The organism is Paenibacillus sp. NPDC101420, assembly GCF_050277435.1.
Classification (GTDB): domain Bacteria; phylum Bacillota; class Bacilli; order Paenibacillales; family Paenibacillaceae; genus Paenibacillus_AQ.
In genome coordinates this window covers 778,020-794,815 of the sequence record NZ_JBNNSE010000001.1, presented here as the reverse complement: position 1 = coordinate 794,815, position 16,796 = coordinate 778,020, and the positions used below count along the sequence as shown (strand labels likewise).

The following is a 16,796-nucleotide window of genomic DNA, read 5'->3' as shown; positions in this document are numbered from 1 at the left end:
AGCATATCAACAGCTGTTGACATGCTTCTTGCAGTTTTCTATCAGCTAAGTGCCAAACGCTTCATGAAGGTGAAAATTATTTCATATTCAAAAGCTGTGGGAGTTCACCGAGCAGCCATTCTCTTGTTGTTGCATCACTTGAAGTCTTCATAATATCTTGAGTATAGACATATCCGTTCTTAACGGCAGGGAGACCTTTCCAGATCGGACTCTTTAATAGAGTAGCTGTGGATTGCTTGGCTTCATCGGCCACAGGAGTTAGAATGAAAATCCGATCTCCGGCATATTCTTTAAGCACTTCCATGGATACTTCCTGGAATCCCATACCTTCATCAAGGACCTTCTGAATTGCTGGGGTTGGCTTGAAGCCATTCTCTCCATAAAGGACTTGGGAAAGTCCGGTCGTCGCCATAACAAATAGTCTGTCACCAGGATAATAAGTAAAGACCGAAGCTGTTTCTCCTTCTTTTATGCCCGCTGCCTTTAATTGTTCCCACATGGCATCTTCACTCGTTTTATACTTAGCCAGCCATGCCTCTGCTTCGGTCGTTTTCCCAAGAATTCCACCAATATCAAGCATCCGTTCATTTAGTGGGGCAAATGTATCAAATATTATCGTGGGTGCGATTTTGGACAGCTGCTCGAAATCAGCTTCATCAGTTCCTGCATAGATAATCAAATCAGGCTGAAGTTCCAGCGTCTTTTCCAGATTGATAGGGAACCCTACATCTTCGACACCTTGTAGCTGATCTTCAAAAACCTGACCCTCACCCATGGAAAGTGGATATCCTACCGCTTGCACACCAAGTGCAAGTAGATCTCCATAGGTTTCTCCTGAATAAATCACGCGCTTCGGGTTAACAGGTATTTCTACGGTATGGCCTATGTAATCCGTGTAGGAGCGAGTAGTTGCCGCAGTTTCATTAGTGCCCTTGTCGGATGTTTCTGGAGAAGGTACAGTGGTAGCTGAAGTATTATTTCCGGCTGCGTTCGACGAATTGTTCTTGGCTGGTTGTTCTCCTGAGTTTCCGCAGGCGAGTAGTATTGTGGTCATCAGAAAGAGTACACATAATACGGCGAACGGTTGTCTTACCTTATTCATATAATATTGCCTCCCTAAAATATGTAGCGATCACCAATAATGATAATCATTCTCGACGAAAACTATCATAAATTAAAGTTTCCTTTTACTCAATGGACAAAACACATTATGGCTATTTGATTTGTACAACAAGCCTATTGTTATTGGAGTTGATAGCCAGAAAAAAAGATTGATAAGGCTAGGAAGTCATTGAGGAGCACGCAAAACTCTGTCGGTGAGATTGAAATAAATAGAAGAAGGCCGTCTTGTTTGGTAGAAACCAACCAGAGACGGCCTTTTTAATAGAAAAAATTAGAGAAGAGAAAGGGTGAAGCGGAATGAATATGGGCGATTAGCCAGCAGAGTGAACTCTTCGTGGGTTGGTGCACCCCAGCTATCGTCACCCCCAACTCCCATTTGCTTGTAGTTGACTCTCAGTACGCTTTTGTTCGAGACTGGCAATTTATATACGTGATCATGTGCTTCCAATTCCTCGGGTTTCCAAGGCAGAGCATTAATCTCCATAGGGATTGCACTATCAAAATAAAGTCCTGATCCGTCGTTGCCATCTGTAATCGAAGCAAATCTGACATCCGTCTTATTGCCGCACTCCTGCGGTCTAAGATAAGGGATGAACTGGTCACTGACTTTGCCCGTATAGCGGCCAAGAGGTGCTCCAGTCTGTCTGTCCCAATAATTCTCATGGGGTCCACGGCCGTACCATGAAAGGGTATCGAGTCTTCCAGCAAGCACGAACATCATTCCGAACTCAGGAATTTCTGGCAGAGCGCTACTACCCGGATTCAGTTCTTGCAGGATCTCTAAAGATCCGTCAGGGCGAATCTCATACTGAATCAGAAGGGTAGAGTACGGATTCGTTGGCAGAAGGTAAGTGGTGGAAACGAAACAGAGATTTCCTTCAGTTCTATATTTCATGCTCAACAGATTCCGCTCATTAGAAGCCTGCTTCCACACTGCACAGCGCTTTGGCAATCCATTGCCAAGATCATTATCCGTGACCGCTCTCCAGAAGTTAGGTCTTACGGGTTCAAGCAGATGTTCTTTACCGGCAGCATAGTATGAGTTTAGCTCACCAGTTGTTGTATTAAAGTTTAGAGTGAAATTCCCACCCTGTACGGTCAATGCACCTTCATGTTCCTGCACATGTAACGTTCCATCCGTTGTCTTTGGAGCCTTTGTCACGATACGCGGGGATAAAATAAACTGTTCCCAAGCGATTTCGTGGTCAGCATCAGCCCAAGAAGTTTCTGAACGCTGAATAAAGGAGAGATTCAGAATAGCTTCATGATCACCTCTATGTGAAATCAGTTCATAAGGGATAGTGCATTCAACGATTTCTCCTGGTGCAGCAGAGATTTGCAGCAAACCTTCTTGCGCAGTTACTCCGTCTAAAGAAACTTCCCATTTAAGTTCGTATTGTTCAATATCGGTAAATAAAAAATTATTACGAATCTGATAGAGACCTTCACGGATATTTAAAGCAGTTACTTTAATATTTTGATAGCATTTTTTGACCTCAAATAGCTTTGGAGTAACCGAGCGATCGGCAAAAAGCAATCCGTTTCCGCTAAAATTTCCATCATGTGGCGACTCACCAAAATCACCACCATATGCTAAATATGGGACACCTTCGGATGTTTTGGTTCGGATAGCCTGATCCACCCAATCCCAAATAAATGCACCTTGAAATACATCGTACTTGTCAAACATATCGGTGTATAGGTGTAATCCACCGCAAGAATTCCCCATAGCATGGCTGTATTCGCAGATGATGTAAGGCTTCAGAGGATGACTTAGCGCATATTTTTCAACATCGTGCGGTTTAGCATACATAGTCGACTCTATATCACTAGCTGCTTCTGACTCTCTGCAATGGAAGATTCCTTCATAATGAACAGGTCGTGTCGGGTCAGCTTCTCTGAGATAGTCATGCATGGCGATAAAATTATCACCACCGTAGGACTCATTCCCCAGTGACCAGATGATAACCGAAGGATGGTTTTTGTCTCTTTGCATCATGGAGTTGCAACGGTCAATCACATTGGCCCGCCATTCTGGTTTGCTAGCAGGTACATTTCCCTCATGTATACCTTGTTGCCCATACTGCCAAGTACCGTGCGTTTCCAGATTGGTTTCATCGATTACGTAAAGTCCGTATTCATCACAAAGCTCATACCAAACAGATTGATTCGGGTAGTGAGAGGTCCGAACCGCATTAATATTATGTGTTTTCATCAGTTTGATATCTCGGATCATTTCGTCTTTGGATAGCGCACGTCCTGTGTCACAAGAGAACTCGTGCCGGTTAACGCCTTTAAGTACAATTCTTTTGCCGTTGATCTTCATAAGTCCGTCTTTGATCTCAAAGGTACGGAATCCGACCTTACAGCTGACCGTTTCAGTAGTGTTTCCTTTATCGTCAATCATGGAGAGAACCAATGTATACAGATACGGTGTCTCAGCACTCCACTTATAAGGATATTCTACATGCTCAGAAAGCTTGAAATGATGAACGCCCTCTTGATCAAAGGAAGTAAACGTAGATATTGGAGCCTCCCATACAGGCTGTTCCTCTTTATTGTATAGCTGCATTTGGAGTGTATAAGGGTTTAGTTTCTCGTTAAAATAATTCTCTACTTTGATGTCTACGTTTAAATCCGCATGTACGAAAGCTTCATCTAGCTCGGTTTTAACGAAAAAATCAGCAACATGAACAGAAGGGGCCGTGTACAGATAGACCTCCCGAAAAATACCGCTAAGCCTCCAAAAATCTTGATCCTCCAGCCAACTGGCATCACACCAACGATAGACCTCGACAGCTAGTTTATTATCACCAGCAATTAAATAAGGGGTAATATCGAACTCGGAAGGTGTAAAGGTGTCTTCACAGTAACCGACCCGTTCTCCGTTTATCCATACATAGAAAGCGGATTCAACCCCCTGAAAGCTAAGGTATACAGGTTGACCGTTCCAAGATTCAGGTACAGTAAAGGTTCGAATGTACGAGCCTACGGGATTATATTTTGTCGGAGCAAAGGGTGGCTTGAGATCAGGTTCAGATTCCGCCCAAGGATATCGGACATTCGTATATTGCGGGTAATCATACCCATGGAATTGCCAGTGAGAAGGTACAGGAATCGTAGCCCAATTGCTGCAATCGAAATCAGCTTTATAAAAATCCACGACCCGTAGATCAGGTGTTTCGGAAAAAGAGAACTTCCAAATACCATTAAGCGTTTTGTAGTATGGTGAGGTTTCTTTATCTCCCACCAGGGCTTGCGTTAGATTGCTATAAGGGATCATGGAAGCATGTGCATCCAAGCGATTTAGTTCGAAGATTTCCGGATTATTATTCCATTCTGGATAACCATTTGCAGGAGGCTGGTAAACAAATTTTGCTCGCATGAGTAAATCTCCTTTATAATAGTGATGTTATTATATTCATATTATAAATTGGAGTAATGGTAAGAGATATAAAAGATTTTTCATCCAATATAACAAAATATGAAACGAGTGATCAGATGGAGAGTAAAATAATTTTTTGCCAAACGGAAGATACGAATATGCTGCCGCTGTATGCTACAACCATTGGATTTTGGGAGCATCAGGCAGAAACCTTACGTCCTACCGGATTTCCGGATTACCAAATACATCAGATTCACGAAGGCAAAGGCGAACTTGTCATTCAGGAGAAACGATATATTGTGGGTTCAGGGGATGTATTCTTTTTGTTCCCGAATATTACGCATTCGTATGCGCCAATAAGTAGTAAGTGGAAGCTGTCATGGATTTCATTTAATGGTAGAGAGGCCGGTCAAATGCTGCTGTACGCAGGAATCCGCGAATCAGGCCCTGCAAGGTTGAAGGAGGATAAGTGGCTAAATCCTTTAAAAGAAATGCTCAACTTGTCAGATAGTAATGAACTGGAAACGAATCTGGAACGATCCAAACAACTATACGCGCTGCTACTGGATTTAAAAAGCAACCTAGTTTCTCCTCTAAACGAGGCTCTTGAATTGGAGCGAATTAAACCGGTGTTGCGACATATAGAAAGGAATCTTCATAGGACCCTCCCATTAAAGGAACTTGCGGAGGTTATTGCAGTGTCGCCACAGTATTTATGCAGGCTTTTTCAAAAAACAATTCATGATCGACCTGTAACCTATATCAACAAGCAACGTATTAACTTGAGTAAACAGCTAATGTTCAATGAACGAGATAAAAAAATGTATGAAATTGCTCAGTTAGTGGGCTTCGAAAATGCCAGCTACTTTTGTCTAGTGTTTAAGCGGTTGACTGGAATGAGTCCAGAGCAATTTAAACAGCTGCATGGTTTGGACTAGAGTAATAGAATGCCTCTAAGCCCTATGATAAACGCTTACTTGTTAGCGTCTAGCACTCCATGATATAGTTTAATTGAGTTCATATATTGTATTTTTCACGAATTCGCTCATTTTTTTGCAATATGTGTATGTCCAATCTAATTCAATACATAGAACCAAATTTACGATCAGATATCTAGCAAAGCATCAGGAAGGAGTCATCAATTTGAATGAGAAGTTAAAAGAGGCATACGAACGTTTGGACTTGCCTGTAGACATTACCCGGGAGGAATTGAATAAAAAGTTTGATTTGCACTTGAAACGCCGTAAATCAAATTCCTCAGAAACTGAGGCTGCAGCCTATGAAGAAGAATTTCTGGCTTACAAAACGATCTTAGACGGCTTAGATCAGCAGGAAATTCAGGAGGCAGAGGACAAGCGGCTAGAGAAATGGGGAGCATTTTCCGGCATAGCGCGTAAATCGGAGAATTTTTTTAGGCTATATAAAGTCCATACATTTGTATCTATCGTTGTGCTGTTAGTGCTAATCTTTGGAGGTAATGCTCTTTATAATCAATATCAAGCCAAAAAATATGAAGCTTCACTCCCGCCAGTGGATGTAACTATCATGTTCCTAGGAAATTATGAATCTCAAGATCCATCAGGTAAGGATGAAGAGCTTAAACAAGAAATCGTCAATCGTTATCCAGCTTGGAAGCGGGTAAAGACGGAAGTCGTATACCTTCCCTCAACAGGTGGAGAAGGTGGAGGCGCGTTAGATATGACTTATATCCAGCGCGCGATGGCGATGCTGGCGGCGGATCGTCCGAATATTCTTATTTTGGATGATGCTACTTTTGATTGGATTGGACAACAGCAGGGACTTAAGAATCTAGAGCCGTTTGTTAAATCAGCGGGACTTCCTCTAGATGATATTCGTTTGAAACGTATAAAAAATACGGAGAACGGTGAAGAATGGATCACAGGCGTAGATATCACAGATACGAAATTTGCTACAGACCTTCCAATTCATTCACGGAAGATGATCATTGGGGTGTTTGGAGAAGATGAAGATAAGAACAAATCAACTGATTTTGTTGAGTTCTTAGTAGGGCAAATGACTGCTAAATAAATGAGTAGGTATAAATGGACCTGTGTTATAAAGGCCGATGTTGTATGGATTCTCATACGATATCGGCTTTTTTGTTGTACATTCAAAGCATCTGAATTGACGAATGTGAAGTGAACTCACTATAATTATTTATATAGATATGAACTAAGTAATATAATTATAAACTAAACAGAATTTTACAAGGGAGTGATGAAAGAATGAAGACAGAAGGAACTCTGACAATACATACACAGAAGCATGGTGCAGCATTAGGTGATTTATTTGGAATCTTCTTTGAGGATTTAAATCATGCGGCAGATGGTGGACTTTATGCTGAGCTAGTTCAGAATCGATCCTTTGAATTTGATCCGATCGATCGGGCCGATTATCATGCGTTAATGGCTTGGGAGCCTGTAGAACGTGGAGATGGGAAAACTGTAATCACCGTGGAAGATAGCGAGCCCTTGAATGATCGTAATCCACATTATGTAGCCATTGATGTTGTGGCTGAAGGTGACGGCGTTGGGTTAATGAATCTGGGATTCAATAGTGGTATTCCGGTAAAAGAGGGCGAGAATTATAAGTTCTCGGTATATGCTCGTCGGGAGACAAGCTTTGACGTACCCCTTATCATATCCATTGAAAGTACAAATGGTATCATTCATGGTGAAGCGGAAATCGCTGTGAATCACTCCGAATGGACTCGATACGAAGCAGTTATTAAGTCTAAGGCTACAGATACTAGTTCACGTCTTGTAATCGTTACCAAAGGCAGCGGGAGGGTATATCTGGACATGGTTTCTCTGTTTCCGGAGAAGACCTTTATGAACAGACCTGGGGGCATGCGTGAAGATATTTCACTGTTACTCGCCGACTTAAAGCCTAAATTCATGCGGTTTCCGGGAGGTTGTCTGGTACATGACGGTTCCTTAAATCCAGATGACAGAGATTCTATGTACAGATGGAAGAATACAATAGGGGATGTGGCACAAAGGCCGGCAAGGCGGAATAACTGGTCTTACAATCAGACGCTTGGGTTAGGATACTTTGAATATTTTCAGTTCTGTGAGGATATTGGAGCTAAGCCGATTCCCGTTCTTCCGGGCGGCTACGATCCGCATCATAAACGTATGGTGCCGCTGGGTGAATTAATGCCCTGGGTTGAGGATGCACTGGATTTGATCGAATTTGCCAATGGGGACATTTCATCGAAGTGGGGAAGGATACGTGCGAACCTTGGGCACCCGGAACCTTTTGGGTTAGAGTATATCGGCATCGGCAATGAAGAGGTAGGTGCACCCTTTTTCGAGAGATATCCATACTTTCATCAAGCCATTAAAGAGAAATATCCGGATATTAAGGTCATTAATTCGAGCGGTCCATTCTCTGCTGGTAAGGAATATGAGCGGGGCTGGACATCGGCAAAAGAGAATAAGTCTGATCTTGTAGACGAGCATTATTACTGTACACCTGAATGGTTCCTGGCGAATCATCATCGTTATGATGACTTTAAGGGCGACGAACCGAAAGTATTCTTAGGTGAATATGCTTCATGGGGCAATACCTATTATAACGCATTAGTGGAAGCGGCTTTTATGACGGGACTTCAGAACAACGCTCATGCGGTTGGTTTGGCATGTTATGCTCCTATGCTCTGCAATGTGGATTATATCAACTGGAAGCCGGATCTAATCTGGTTTAATAATCATGAAGTGTACGGAACTGCGAACTACTATGTTCAAAAGCTATTCATGAACCATCAGGGAGATCAGCTACTGGAGATAAAAGCGAACGGCTTCACAGTACCTGAGGAACGCAAAGTTGAAGCGATCACAGGAGCGATTAGCTTGGGTGTGGATGCATCCGCTGCTCGATATTCAGAAATCACACTGGTCAACAATGTTACGGGAGAAGTGAAGACGTATTCTGAGTTGTCAGAAGAAGTATCAAACCTGCTTGATCCTGCTCAGAACGGAACGGCCAAACGAACACTAGAGCTTGGAGAGACGGAGTGGGAGAGCTATACCTTGAATTTTAAGGCTACTAGAACCGCAGGGAATAAAGGGTTTGTGTTCTATTTTGGTAAAGCAGATGATCAGAGTCATTTGTATTGGGAACTAGGTGGCTGGCAGAATCAGGATTCCATTGTGGCATCAATTATTAACGGGAGAAACTCTGTGCTTACACATTCTATGTTTAGAGTTGAAACAGACGTAGAATACAATCTGATGCTAGAAGTATCAGGCAGACATATTCGTACTTATATTAACGGAGAGCTGATCAATGAGACGGAGGACAAACTTCCGGTCATCGAACCGCTTTATTACACAGCAAGTGTGGAGGATTCCACAGGGGATATCATTCTTAAGACAGTGAATGTACAAGAGAACAGCGTTTCTGCTGAGATTATATTAGAAGAGATGGCAAAAAAGGACTTGTCCATCGAAGTATATGAACTATCAGATTACCAGCTTGAGGATGAAAATAACTTCGAGAATAAAGAGTTTGTCTCCCCTAAGCAAACCAATTTTACGACGATGGGCAGCAGTTTTTCTTATGAGTTCCCTAAACAATCCGTAACGATTTTTAGAATAAAATAAAAACTAAAAACGCCCCTCTGAATCCTTAGTGTTAAAAAGGTTCAAAGGGGCGTTTATGTCCGGTTGTATAGCTGTTCACCCATAGACGATCACATTCTAGGATATTCTCGGTCATGATAGGTGCAATATCATTAATAGCTGGCCGACGCAGACCATCTTTACACGGTTCACATGTTTTAGTAATGTAATGAGACAGCAGCCACGACCAGTGTTCTTCTAGTGGGTATACATCTTCGAACTTTAATTTTCTTCTTGCTCTTTTTCTTAGCTTGAATATAATCACAGGTAGTAGCTACACTGCATCCATACTTATCTCGCTTATGTTAAATTAATGATTAATATTATTGTTAACTAAGGAACTGATTTGTGAATACATAAAAATACTAATTCAAAGGCATAGGAGACAATAAAATGCACTTAACTACAGATTCAGAATCGCTTCGAGTCTATGAAGCACTTGCAAGTGAAGTCAGGTTAAGGATTATCGAACTACTAGACCGAAAAGAGATGCATATTAAAGAACTGGCTGCCGAGCTCTATATAAGTAGTGCGATGGTTAGCACCCATGTTGCCAAGCTACAAAAAGCAGGCCTGATTAACTCTAAAATGAGACGTGTGGATGGAGGGACATATAAGTATTGCTCACTGTCTACGAACTGCCTGCAGATTAAATTATCAGGATCTCGGGGAATCTGCTAATCAGATATTGTGAATGATACGAAATAGAGAATTAATAAAAATAAAAAAAACATATTGTAATGAAAACGTTTTTATGATAATTTAAATTTATAAAAACGTTTTTATTTGTAAAGGAAGATTGAATCGTTATGGAAAAGGTAACTATCAAAGACGTTGCTAGAGAGGCTGGAGTGTCCATTTCTACAGTTTCCAACGCACTAAATGACGTTGATGTATTAAATCCGGAGACCAAATCACATGTGCTTAAGGTTGCGAAGCAATTAAATTATGTTCCAAACCTAAATGGCAAGCTCCTAAGGAACGGAAAAACTAAAATGCTAGGTTTTTTCACGACAAGTGTAGCGGGCCCGTACTTCTATAAGCTGGTGGAGTCCATGTCTCGTGAATGTGATCGGTTAGGTTATGGATTAAATGTATTTGTTACAAAGGATAAACAAGTAATTATGAGCAATATTCTAGGTCGACGTGTGGATGGTATCATTATCTATGAAGAGCTGAGAATAGATGAAGAAGAAATTGCCGCAATGGTAAAAGACAAGATCAAGGCTGTGTTTCTGGATCGACCACTTAAGAATGAAACGATGGGAAGCGTAATCTTTAATTCGTTTGAATCTGCTTACGAAGCAACTAAATATTTAATCAGTCTGGGACACAAGAAAATTGCTTACATATCTGGTGTAGATGAGATGTATGACAGTGTTCAGCGGAAAGAAGGATACTTGGCCGCTTTGCGTCAATATCAGCTTCCTACGAACGAAGAGTATATTATCCAAGGATATTTTGAGGAAGAGAGCACCTATAACGCTATAAAGTCTCTAGTTCATTTAAGTCCTGAAAAAATGCCTGATGCTTTTTTAGCGGGGAATGATTTGAGTGCCATTGGATGTATTCAAGCTTTGAAATCGAATGGATATGAAGTCCCGTTGGATATAAGCGTTATGGGGTTTGACGATATTGATATCGCGCAGTATTTCTCACCGCCATTAACGACGGTAAGAAATCAAATTGCCAGACAAGGTATTCTATCCATAAATCACCTGGTTCGCATGATTCAGAAGAAGGAACAGGGCGAAATGATGAAATTGCCAGGTGAACTAATTGTACGTGGTTCTACTCAAGTGAAGATTGATCGGTACTAACGCTTTCAAGAAGGGCAACAAGATAGTATCCGATCATTTTTTAAATATAAGAAAGTATATCGTCCTGATAAGGACACTGAAGGCGTTTATGCTTGATAATTTTATTGCTTTTAGGAGGTTTTTTTTAAAAAGAAATAAAAACGTTTTTATTGTTATGGGGATCATGATTTGGAGGGGAGAAGAAAAACGTGGATAAATTAGCCGTAGTGCCAGTGAACGGGAAGAATCCAATGAACAGTAAGAAACCTATGGGACAGAGGGTCAAAGAATTTGTGATTGATTATAAGAGGCAATGGGAGATTCAGTCCATGGTCATCCCGGGAATCATTTTTATGATTATCTTTTGTTTCATTCCTATTTACGGATTAACGATTGCTTTTAAGAGCTACACCGTAATAGACACGCTCGATTCTGCACCATGGGTGGGGCTTGATAATTTCAGAATTATTTTATCAGACAAATATTTTTGGGATGCTGTAGTCAATACCTTGGGGATCAGCTTTCTGAAATTAGCTATAGGTTTTGTTATTCCAATTATTCTATCCGTCATGATTTATGAATTAAGCGGTGGACGCTTTAAGAAAATAGTACAGACAATCTCTTATTTACCACACTTTTTGTCCTGGATCGTTCTGGGCGGGATGTTGATTGCTTGGTTCTCTTCCTCCGGTATGTTTAACGAAATCCTGCTCAATTTGGGGATCATTTCGAAACCGGTAAATATCTTGCTTGATGTGAACAAGTATTGGTGGATTGCAACGTTATCGGATATTTGGAAAGAGGCAGGTTGGGGAACAATTTTATACTTAGCCATCATGTCCAAAATTGACCCTACTTATTATGAAGCTGCCAAAATAGATGGGGCAAGTCGTATGAGACAAATTTGGAATATTACCCTACCTAATATGAAGCCAATTATCAGTTTAAATCTGATTCTGACTGTAAGCGGTTTATTAGGATCGAATCTGGATCAAACATTGGTCTTGATGAATTCTCAGAACCGTGCCAAAGCAGAGGTAATCAATTCTTATGTGTATCGTATGGGTATGACGCAAGGTGACTTCTCTTATGCTACTGCTGTTGGTTTAGGTGTCTCCATTGTTTCTGTGATCCTACTGATTAGTGCCAACAAAGTGTCCAGCAAATTAAATGATAATCAATCAGTTCTGTAGAAGGAGGCATTTTTGTGAATCGTACGGTAGCTAAAGAAGATCTCGACAGTCGAATCTTTAACACTATAAATATTATTTTACTCTGTATCTGTACTGTAATTATCGTTGTTCCTTTATGGAATGTGGTCATATCCTCCTTAAGCTCAGGTAAAGCGCTCGCGGAAGGTGGATTTATATTCTGGTCTACTGATTTCTCCTTAGAGAATTACCGCGCAGTGTTTAATGACGAGACGATAGGATTAGCCTTTCTAGTCTCCATTGCCAAAACGTTCATCGGTGTCATTACCCACGTATTCTTTTGCGCGATGATCGGTTATGGCTTGAGTAAAAAATACATACGTGGCCGCAAGCTATACGTTGCCATGGGTGTAATCACCATGTTCTTCTCAGGTGGTATGATTCCAACCTATTTATTGATTAAATCACTCGGTCTATTGAACAGCTTTTGGGTTTATATTATCCCAGCCTTGTTCAGTTATTATGACGTAGTTATTCTAATGAACTTCTTTAGAAACGTACCGGATTCACTTGAAGAGTCGGCCAAAATCGATGGTGCAGGTGACTGGCGTATATTCCTGAAGATTTTTATCCCTCTTTCCATGCCGGCTATGGCTACGATCGCGTTATTTAACGGGGTTGGGCAGTGGAATGACTTTATGACTACCAAATTATACATTACCGATCAAGCACTGTATCCGCTGCAGATGAAGCTCTATGAAATTATCGTTCAGTCGCAAACGCAATCCATGCAAAATGTCGGCGGATCTGCGATTATCGAAACTACTACTAAAGGGGTTCAACTAGCAACAATTGTCATTACAACTTTGCCGATTGTTGTGATGTATCCAATATTACAGAGGTACTTTATTTCAGGAATGATGATGGGGGCGGTGAAAGAATAGAAAGATTGGAGGGATTTTATAACAAACACTTATGTACGAAATGATCCATCGGAAGTGTAGCTTGTACTATCAGATCTACACTTCCGTTACTACCAAAACTTTTTTAGGGGGAAACAAGGGATGAACAAAGCATTTGGGAAAAAAGGACTCAAACTTTGTACTGCGCTTATGGCTGTTGTATTGGTATTTACGGGTTGTGGATCGAAGGGTAGTTCTGATAACTCCAGCAAAGAATTAAGCTCCATTGAAGGGCGATATACAATTGACCCAGAAACACCAGCTTGGAAGCTTGATAAAAAAGAAGAAACTACGGATCTCACTTGGTATGTAAATGCGGATTGGTGGAACACAGACTTTGGTAAGGACCTCGTTACTAAAAAGATTAAAGAGGACCTGAACATCAATATTAAATTCATTACTGGGGACGACACGAAGTTAAATACTATTTTTGCCGGTGGCGAAATGCCGGATATGTTGACTATCTTTGATTCGAACTCACCAGTGGTACAAAAGGCCGCAACTTGGGCATTGCCTTTGAATGACCTGGCGGATAAATATGATCCTTATTTCAATAAAGTAGCAGCAAAAGATACGATGAACTGGTTCCAATTAGCAGACGGTAAGACTTATGGCTATCCTAACTATTCTAATACGCAAAACGATTTTGACAGCGGTAACATTCCTGCTAAAACGGCATTTGTAATCCGCAAGGATGTTTACGAAGCGATTGGAAAACTAACCATTGGAACTCCTGAAGAATTCAAGAGTGTTATGCAGCAAATCAAAAAGCAATTCCCGGCAATGATTCCTTTTGGTTTTAACTCTATTGGCACAGGCACTGGTTCTTTGGGAGATGTTCTTCAGGATTTCATCGGCGTACCGATGGAAACCGAAAATGGTGAATTCTACAACCGTAACCTAGATGAGGATTATCTGACTTGGTTGAAAACATTAAATGAAGTCTACAGAAATGGTGACATCAGCGATGACAGCTTTGCAGATGACGGGACGGCTTTTGAAGAAAAATTGAAATCCGGTAAATATGCAACGCTGATGCTCGATGGAACACCTCAACAAAGTGGTAACCTGCAAATCTTCATGACAGAAAATCCAGACAAAGAATATATCGCTATTGATGGACCGCAAAGCACAGTTGGACATGAGCCAACGTTGAATCAGTCAGGAATTACAGGCTGGATGATTACCTATGTCACTAAAAAGGCTAAAGACCCTGCCAAAGCGATTCAGATCTACACTTATCTATTGAGTGAAGAAGGACAAAAGCTTATGAACTATGGTATTGAAGGGGAAACCTATAAGGTTAACGAAGCGGGTAAAATTGAATTTTTACCTGAAATCAAAGATCTTCAATTGAATAATGCCGATAAATTTAAAAAGGATTACCGGATGGGCGAATTTATGTTCTTTGGACATGACCGCGATAAAGCTCTAAGTAATGACGCATTCGCAGATTCTATTAAACAAATGCAAGAGTGGGGTAAAGGAAAGCTGAAACCACACTTTATTCTTGAAAATATCAACCCGGCTCAAGGAACGCCTGAAGCTCGTAGCCTATCTGCAATCGATACAAATTGGAACACTACGCTTGTGAGTATGATTCGTGCTAAGGATGAAGCAACATTTGATAGCACCTTGGCTGCTTACAAATCATTCTTGAAGGATAACAACTGGGATAAGATCGCAGAAATTCGCACTGAAAAAATGAAGAGCAACAAAGAAAAATTAGGTCTTAAATAAGTAAAAGGCTGGATGGGGCCCCTTTACCGGGGCCTTATCATACAGAAACATAGCAAAATATATAGAAAAGTGGAGGGAAACAACATGACAAAACTTAAAATTTATCAATCTACAGGGGAAAATGAATTGTTCGTAGAGCAAACGCTAGAACAATTGACTCCAATGGCTTCAGATGAGCCGGTCACTACTGTAAACCTCGATGAGAATCAAACCTTTCAGGAAATGGATGGCTTTGGGGCATCCTTTACGGATTCATCCGCCTACTTGATTAACCAAGTCCTGAATAATGAACAGAAAAAAGAAGTCATGAGCAAGCTTTTTGATTCCCAAGATGGAATTGGCTTGTCCGTATTAAGAAATCCAATGGGAGCATCGGATTATGCTAGAGATATTTATAGCTATGACGATATGCCTGCTCAGGAAACGGATACAGAATTAACTCATTTCTCCATCGCACATGATGAAGCTGATATTATCCCTTTGTTACAACAAGCATTGGAGCTTAATCCTGAGATCAAGCTGATGGCTTCACCTTGGAGTGCACCAGGCTGGATGAAGACTAGCGGATCTATGATTGCTGGTGAGCTTAAACATGAACATTACCAGGCTTATGCCGATTATTTTGTACGATACATTCAAGCCTTTGAAAAGCACGGTCTGCCAACTTATGCAGTAACACCGCAGAACGAGCCTCTGTTTGAACCAAAGCACTATCCAAGTATGTTAATGCTGCCTGAAGCGCAAAGAGATTTCATTAAAAACTATCTCAAGCCTAGCTTCGTGAAGCACAACATCAACACAAAAATTCTTTGCTACGATCACAACTGGGACCGTCCAGATTATCCACTAACGGTGCTGGATTATGCGAAAGATGAAGTGGACGGTGTAGCTTGGCACTGGTATGGCGGGAATGCGTCAGCACAATCAGAGGTTCTAAAAGCTTTCGCGGATAAAGAAGTGCATTTTACAGAAGGTTCTGGTGGGGAATGGATTCCTCCGTTTGAACAAGCCTTCTCGAATGTCATGAGAACAGGGATTGATATTCTCAGAAACCATAGTAAATCCTTTGTCTTGTGGAATATGGCCTTAGATGAGAAGAACGGTCCAACTGTACCGGGCTTTGGCAAAAGTACTTGTCGCGGTGTGGTGACGGTCAACCAAGAGACTAAAGAACTTACGTATACGTTGGACTACTATGCACTGGCACATTTCAGCAAATTCATACGTCCTAAGGCTGTGCGTATTGACGTTTCCACTAATCAAGAAGTGATTCGTTCCGTAGCTTTTAAGAATACAGATCACTCCATTGCGGTTGTTCTGTTCAACGATAGTGAAAAGGACGAGAATGTAGCTGTGAAATTGCAGGGCAAGGATGGTTTATCGTTCCGTTTGGCCTCTAAAAGTGCCTTATCTATTTTAATAAAATAATGTGTGTATGAAGTGCTCGAATTTTGATTCGAGTACTTTTTTTTGCCGAAAAACGCATAAAAAATCAGTGTTCGTGAATCTTAAACGCATACCTATAGCGAGGAGATATGAGCATTGAATAGAAAGCTTTTACTGACACTGCTAGTTCTGTGTTTAATGATTACTGGTGGTTCTAGTATTTTTGCTGTTACAAGTGTTTTACCCTTAAAGAATGAAACACCCAAATGGGCGGTGGAGCTTCATAAAAGTAAACTGCCTTCGCCACAGCCGGAAAAATATAAGAGCTACGAGCTATTAGTCACTAACTTAAGTGAAGATACCATAGATGTAACGTTTGAGTTGTACCGACCAATGCAGGATCCTAATCAGGAGCAAATCATCTTAGTAGATCCATTTAGCTATGCTATGCAGCCGAATGAGACGGTTAGCTTTAGCCATTTTTTTATAATGAATGGGGCAAAAGAACTGGAAGTCGTTCTCTCGTGGAATGATCAGAATAGACGTAAGCATAAACAAAGTATTAAATTTACTGGTTTTGAATAGTTGATCGGAGAAATACTAAA

General features: G+C 41.0%; 12 protein-coding genes and 1 pseudogene. 10 read left to right on the top strand and 3 right to left on the bottom strand.

Annotation, left to right across the window (positions count from 1 at the left end):
• Nucleotides 1-76 precede the first annotated feature (76 nt).
• Both ACQKMP_RS03740 and ACQKMP_RS03735 read right to left on the bottom strand, forming a co-directional pair.
• Nucleotides 77-1,102, bottom strand: a complete 1,026-nt coding sequence (locus tag ACQKMP_RS03740) for an ABC transporter substrate-binding protein (protein WP_339247132.1) — start codon at nt 1,100-1,102, stop codon at nt 77-79.
• A 291-nt stretch (nt 1,103-1,393) separates the two neighbouring features.
• On the bottom strand, nt 1,394-4,507 hold the full coding sequence (locus ACQKMP_RS03735; protein ID WP_427468842.1) for a glycoside hydrolase family 2 TIM barrel-domain containing protein: 3,114 nt from the start codon (nt 4,505-4,507) through the stop codon (nt 1,394-1,396).
• Nucleotides 4,508-4,623: 116 nt separating this feature from the next.
• On the opposite strand from ACQKMP_RS03735, the gene ACQKMP_RS03730 reads away from it, so the two are divergent.
• The 3 genes from ACQKMP_RS03730 (at nt 4,624) to ACQKMP_RS03720 (ending at nt 9,135) form a co-directional block, all read left to right on the top strand.
• Nucleotides 4,624-5,445 (top strand): AraC family transcriptional regulator, encoded by an 822-nt coding sequence (locus ACQKMP_RS03730; RefSeq protein WP_042193672.1) that lies wholly within the window; start codon nt 4,624-4,626, stop codon nt 5,443-5,445.
• 205 nt (nt 5,446-5,650) lie between these two features.
• Nucleotides 5,651-6,556, top strand: a complete 906-nt coding sequence (locus tag ACQKMP_RS03725) for a hypothetical protein (RefSeq protein WP_042187039.1) — start codon at nt 5,651-5,653, stop codon at nt 6,554-6,556.
• Nucleotides 6,557-6,753: 197 nt separating this feature from the next.
• Nucleotides 6,754-9,135: an alpha-L-arabinofuranosidase C-terminal domain-containing protein gene (locus ACQKMP_RS03720; protein WP_427468841.1), complete on the top strand. Its 2,382-nt coding sequence runs from the start codon at nt 6,754-6,756 to the stop codon at nt 9,133-9,135.
• Nucleotides 9,136-9,241: 106 nt separating this feature from the next.
• Here the strand turns inward: ACQKMP_RS03720 and ACQKMP_RS03715 are convergent.
• Nucleotides 9,242-9,336 (bottom strand): annotated as a pseudogene (locus ACQKMP_RS03715) (alpha-L-arabinofuranosidase C-terminal domain-containing protein); the annotation flags it as partial.
• 210 nt (nt 9,337-9,546) lie between these two features.
• Here ACQKMP_RS03715 and ACQKMP_RS03710 point away from each other — a divergent pair.
• From ACQKMP_RS03710 to ACQKMP_RS03680, 7 genes are all read left to right on the top strand, one after another.
• A complete protein-coding gene (locus ACQKMP_RS03710; RefSeq protein ID WP_042187043.1) occupies nt 9,547-9,834 on the top strand; it encodes an ArsR/SmtB family transcription factor in 288 nt (95 codons plus the stop codon).
• A gap of 128 nt (nt 9,835-9,962) precedes the next feature.
• Nucleotides 9,963-10,973 carry a LacI family DNA-binding transcriptional regulator gene (locus ACQKMP_RS03705; protein ID WP_427468840.1) on the top strand — a complete coding sequence of 337 codons (1,011 nt, stop codon included), beginning with the start codon at nt 9,963-9,965 and terminating at the stop codon, nt 10,971-10,973.
• Nucleotides 10,974-11,203: 230 nt separating this feature from the next.
• Nucleotides 11,204-12,145, top strand: coding sequence for an ABC transporter permease (locus tag ACQKMP_RS03700; protein ID WP_427469206.1), 942 nt, complete (start codon nt 11,204-11,206; stop codon nt 12,143-12,145).
• A 14-nt stretch (nt 12,146-12,159) separates the two neighbouring features.
• A complete protein-coding gene (locus ACQKMP_RS03695) occupies nt 12,160-13,047 on the top strand; it encodes a carbohydrate ABC transporter permease (protein WP_042187049.1) in 888 nt (295 codons plus the stop codon).
• 120 nt (nt 13,048-13,167) lie between these two features.
• On the top strand, nt 13,168-14,805 hold the full coding sequence (locus ACQKMP_RS03690; RefSeq protein ID WP_427468839.1) for a sugar ABC transporter substrate-binding protein: 1,638 nt from the start codon (nt 13,168-13,170) through the stop codon (nt 14,803-14,805).
• Between the two features lie 84 nt (nt 14,806-14,889).
• The gene (locus ACQKMP_RS03685) at nt 14,890-16,233 is read left to right on the top strand and encodes a glycoside hydrolase family 30 protein (RefSeq protein ID WP_042187053.1); all 1,344 of its coding nucleotides are present in this window, start codon (nt 14,890-14,892) and stop codon (nt 16,231-16,233) included.
• A gap of 114 nt (nt 16,234-16,347) precedes the next feature.
• The gene (locus ACQKMP_RS03680; RefSeq protein WP_042187055.1) at nt 16,348-16,776 is read left to right on the top strand and encodes a hypothetical protein; all 429 of its coding nucleotides are present in this window, start codon (nt 16,348-16,350) and stop codon (nt 16,774-16,776) included.
• Nucleotides 16,777-16,796: the final 20 nt, after the last annotated feature.

Bases quoted from the DNA above. Each gene is read 5' to 3' on its own strand.
- ACQKMP_RS03740 (WP_339247132.1), bottom strand. From the start codon at position 1,102: ATGAATAAGGTAAGACAACCGTTCGCCGTATTATGTGTACTCTTTCTG.
- ACQKMP_RS03735 (WP_427468842.1), bottom strand. From the start codon at position 4,507: ATGCGAGCAAAATTTGTTTACCAGCCTCCTGCAAATGGTTATCCAGAA.
- ACQKMP_RS03730 (WP_042193672.1), top strand. From the start codon at position 4,624: ATGGAGAGTAAAATAATTTTTTGCCAAACGGAAGATACGAATATGCTG.
- ACQKMP_RS03720 (WP_427468841.1), top strand. From the start codon at position 6,754: ATGAAGACAGAAGGAACTCTGACAATACATACACAGAAGCATGGTGCA.
- ACQKMP_RS03710 (WP_042187043.1), top strand. From the start codon at position 9,547: ATGCACTTAACTACAGATTCAGAATCGCTTCGAGTCTATGAAGCACTT.
- ACQKMP_RS03705 (WP_427468840.1), top strand. From the start codon at position 9,963: ATGGAAAAGGTAACTATCAAAGACGTTGCTAGAGAGGCTGGAGTGTCC.
- ACQKMP_RS03700 (WP_427469206.1), top strand. From the start codon at position 11,204: ATGAACAGTAAGAAACCTATGGGACAGAGGGTCAAAGAATTTGTGATT.
- ACQKMP_RS03690 (WP_427468839.1), top strand. From the start codon at position 13,168: ATGAACAAAGCATTTGGGAAAAAAGGACTCAAACTTTGTACTGCGCTT.
- ACQKMP_RS03685 (WP_042187053.1), top strand. From the start codon at position 14,890: ATGACAAAACTTAAAATTTATCAATCTACAGGGGAAAATGAATTGTTC.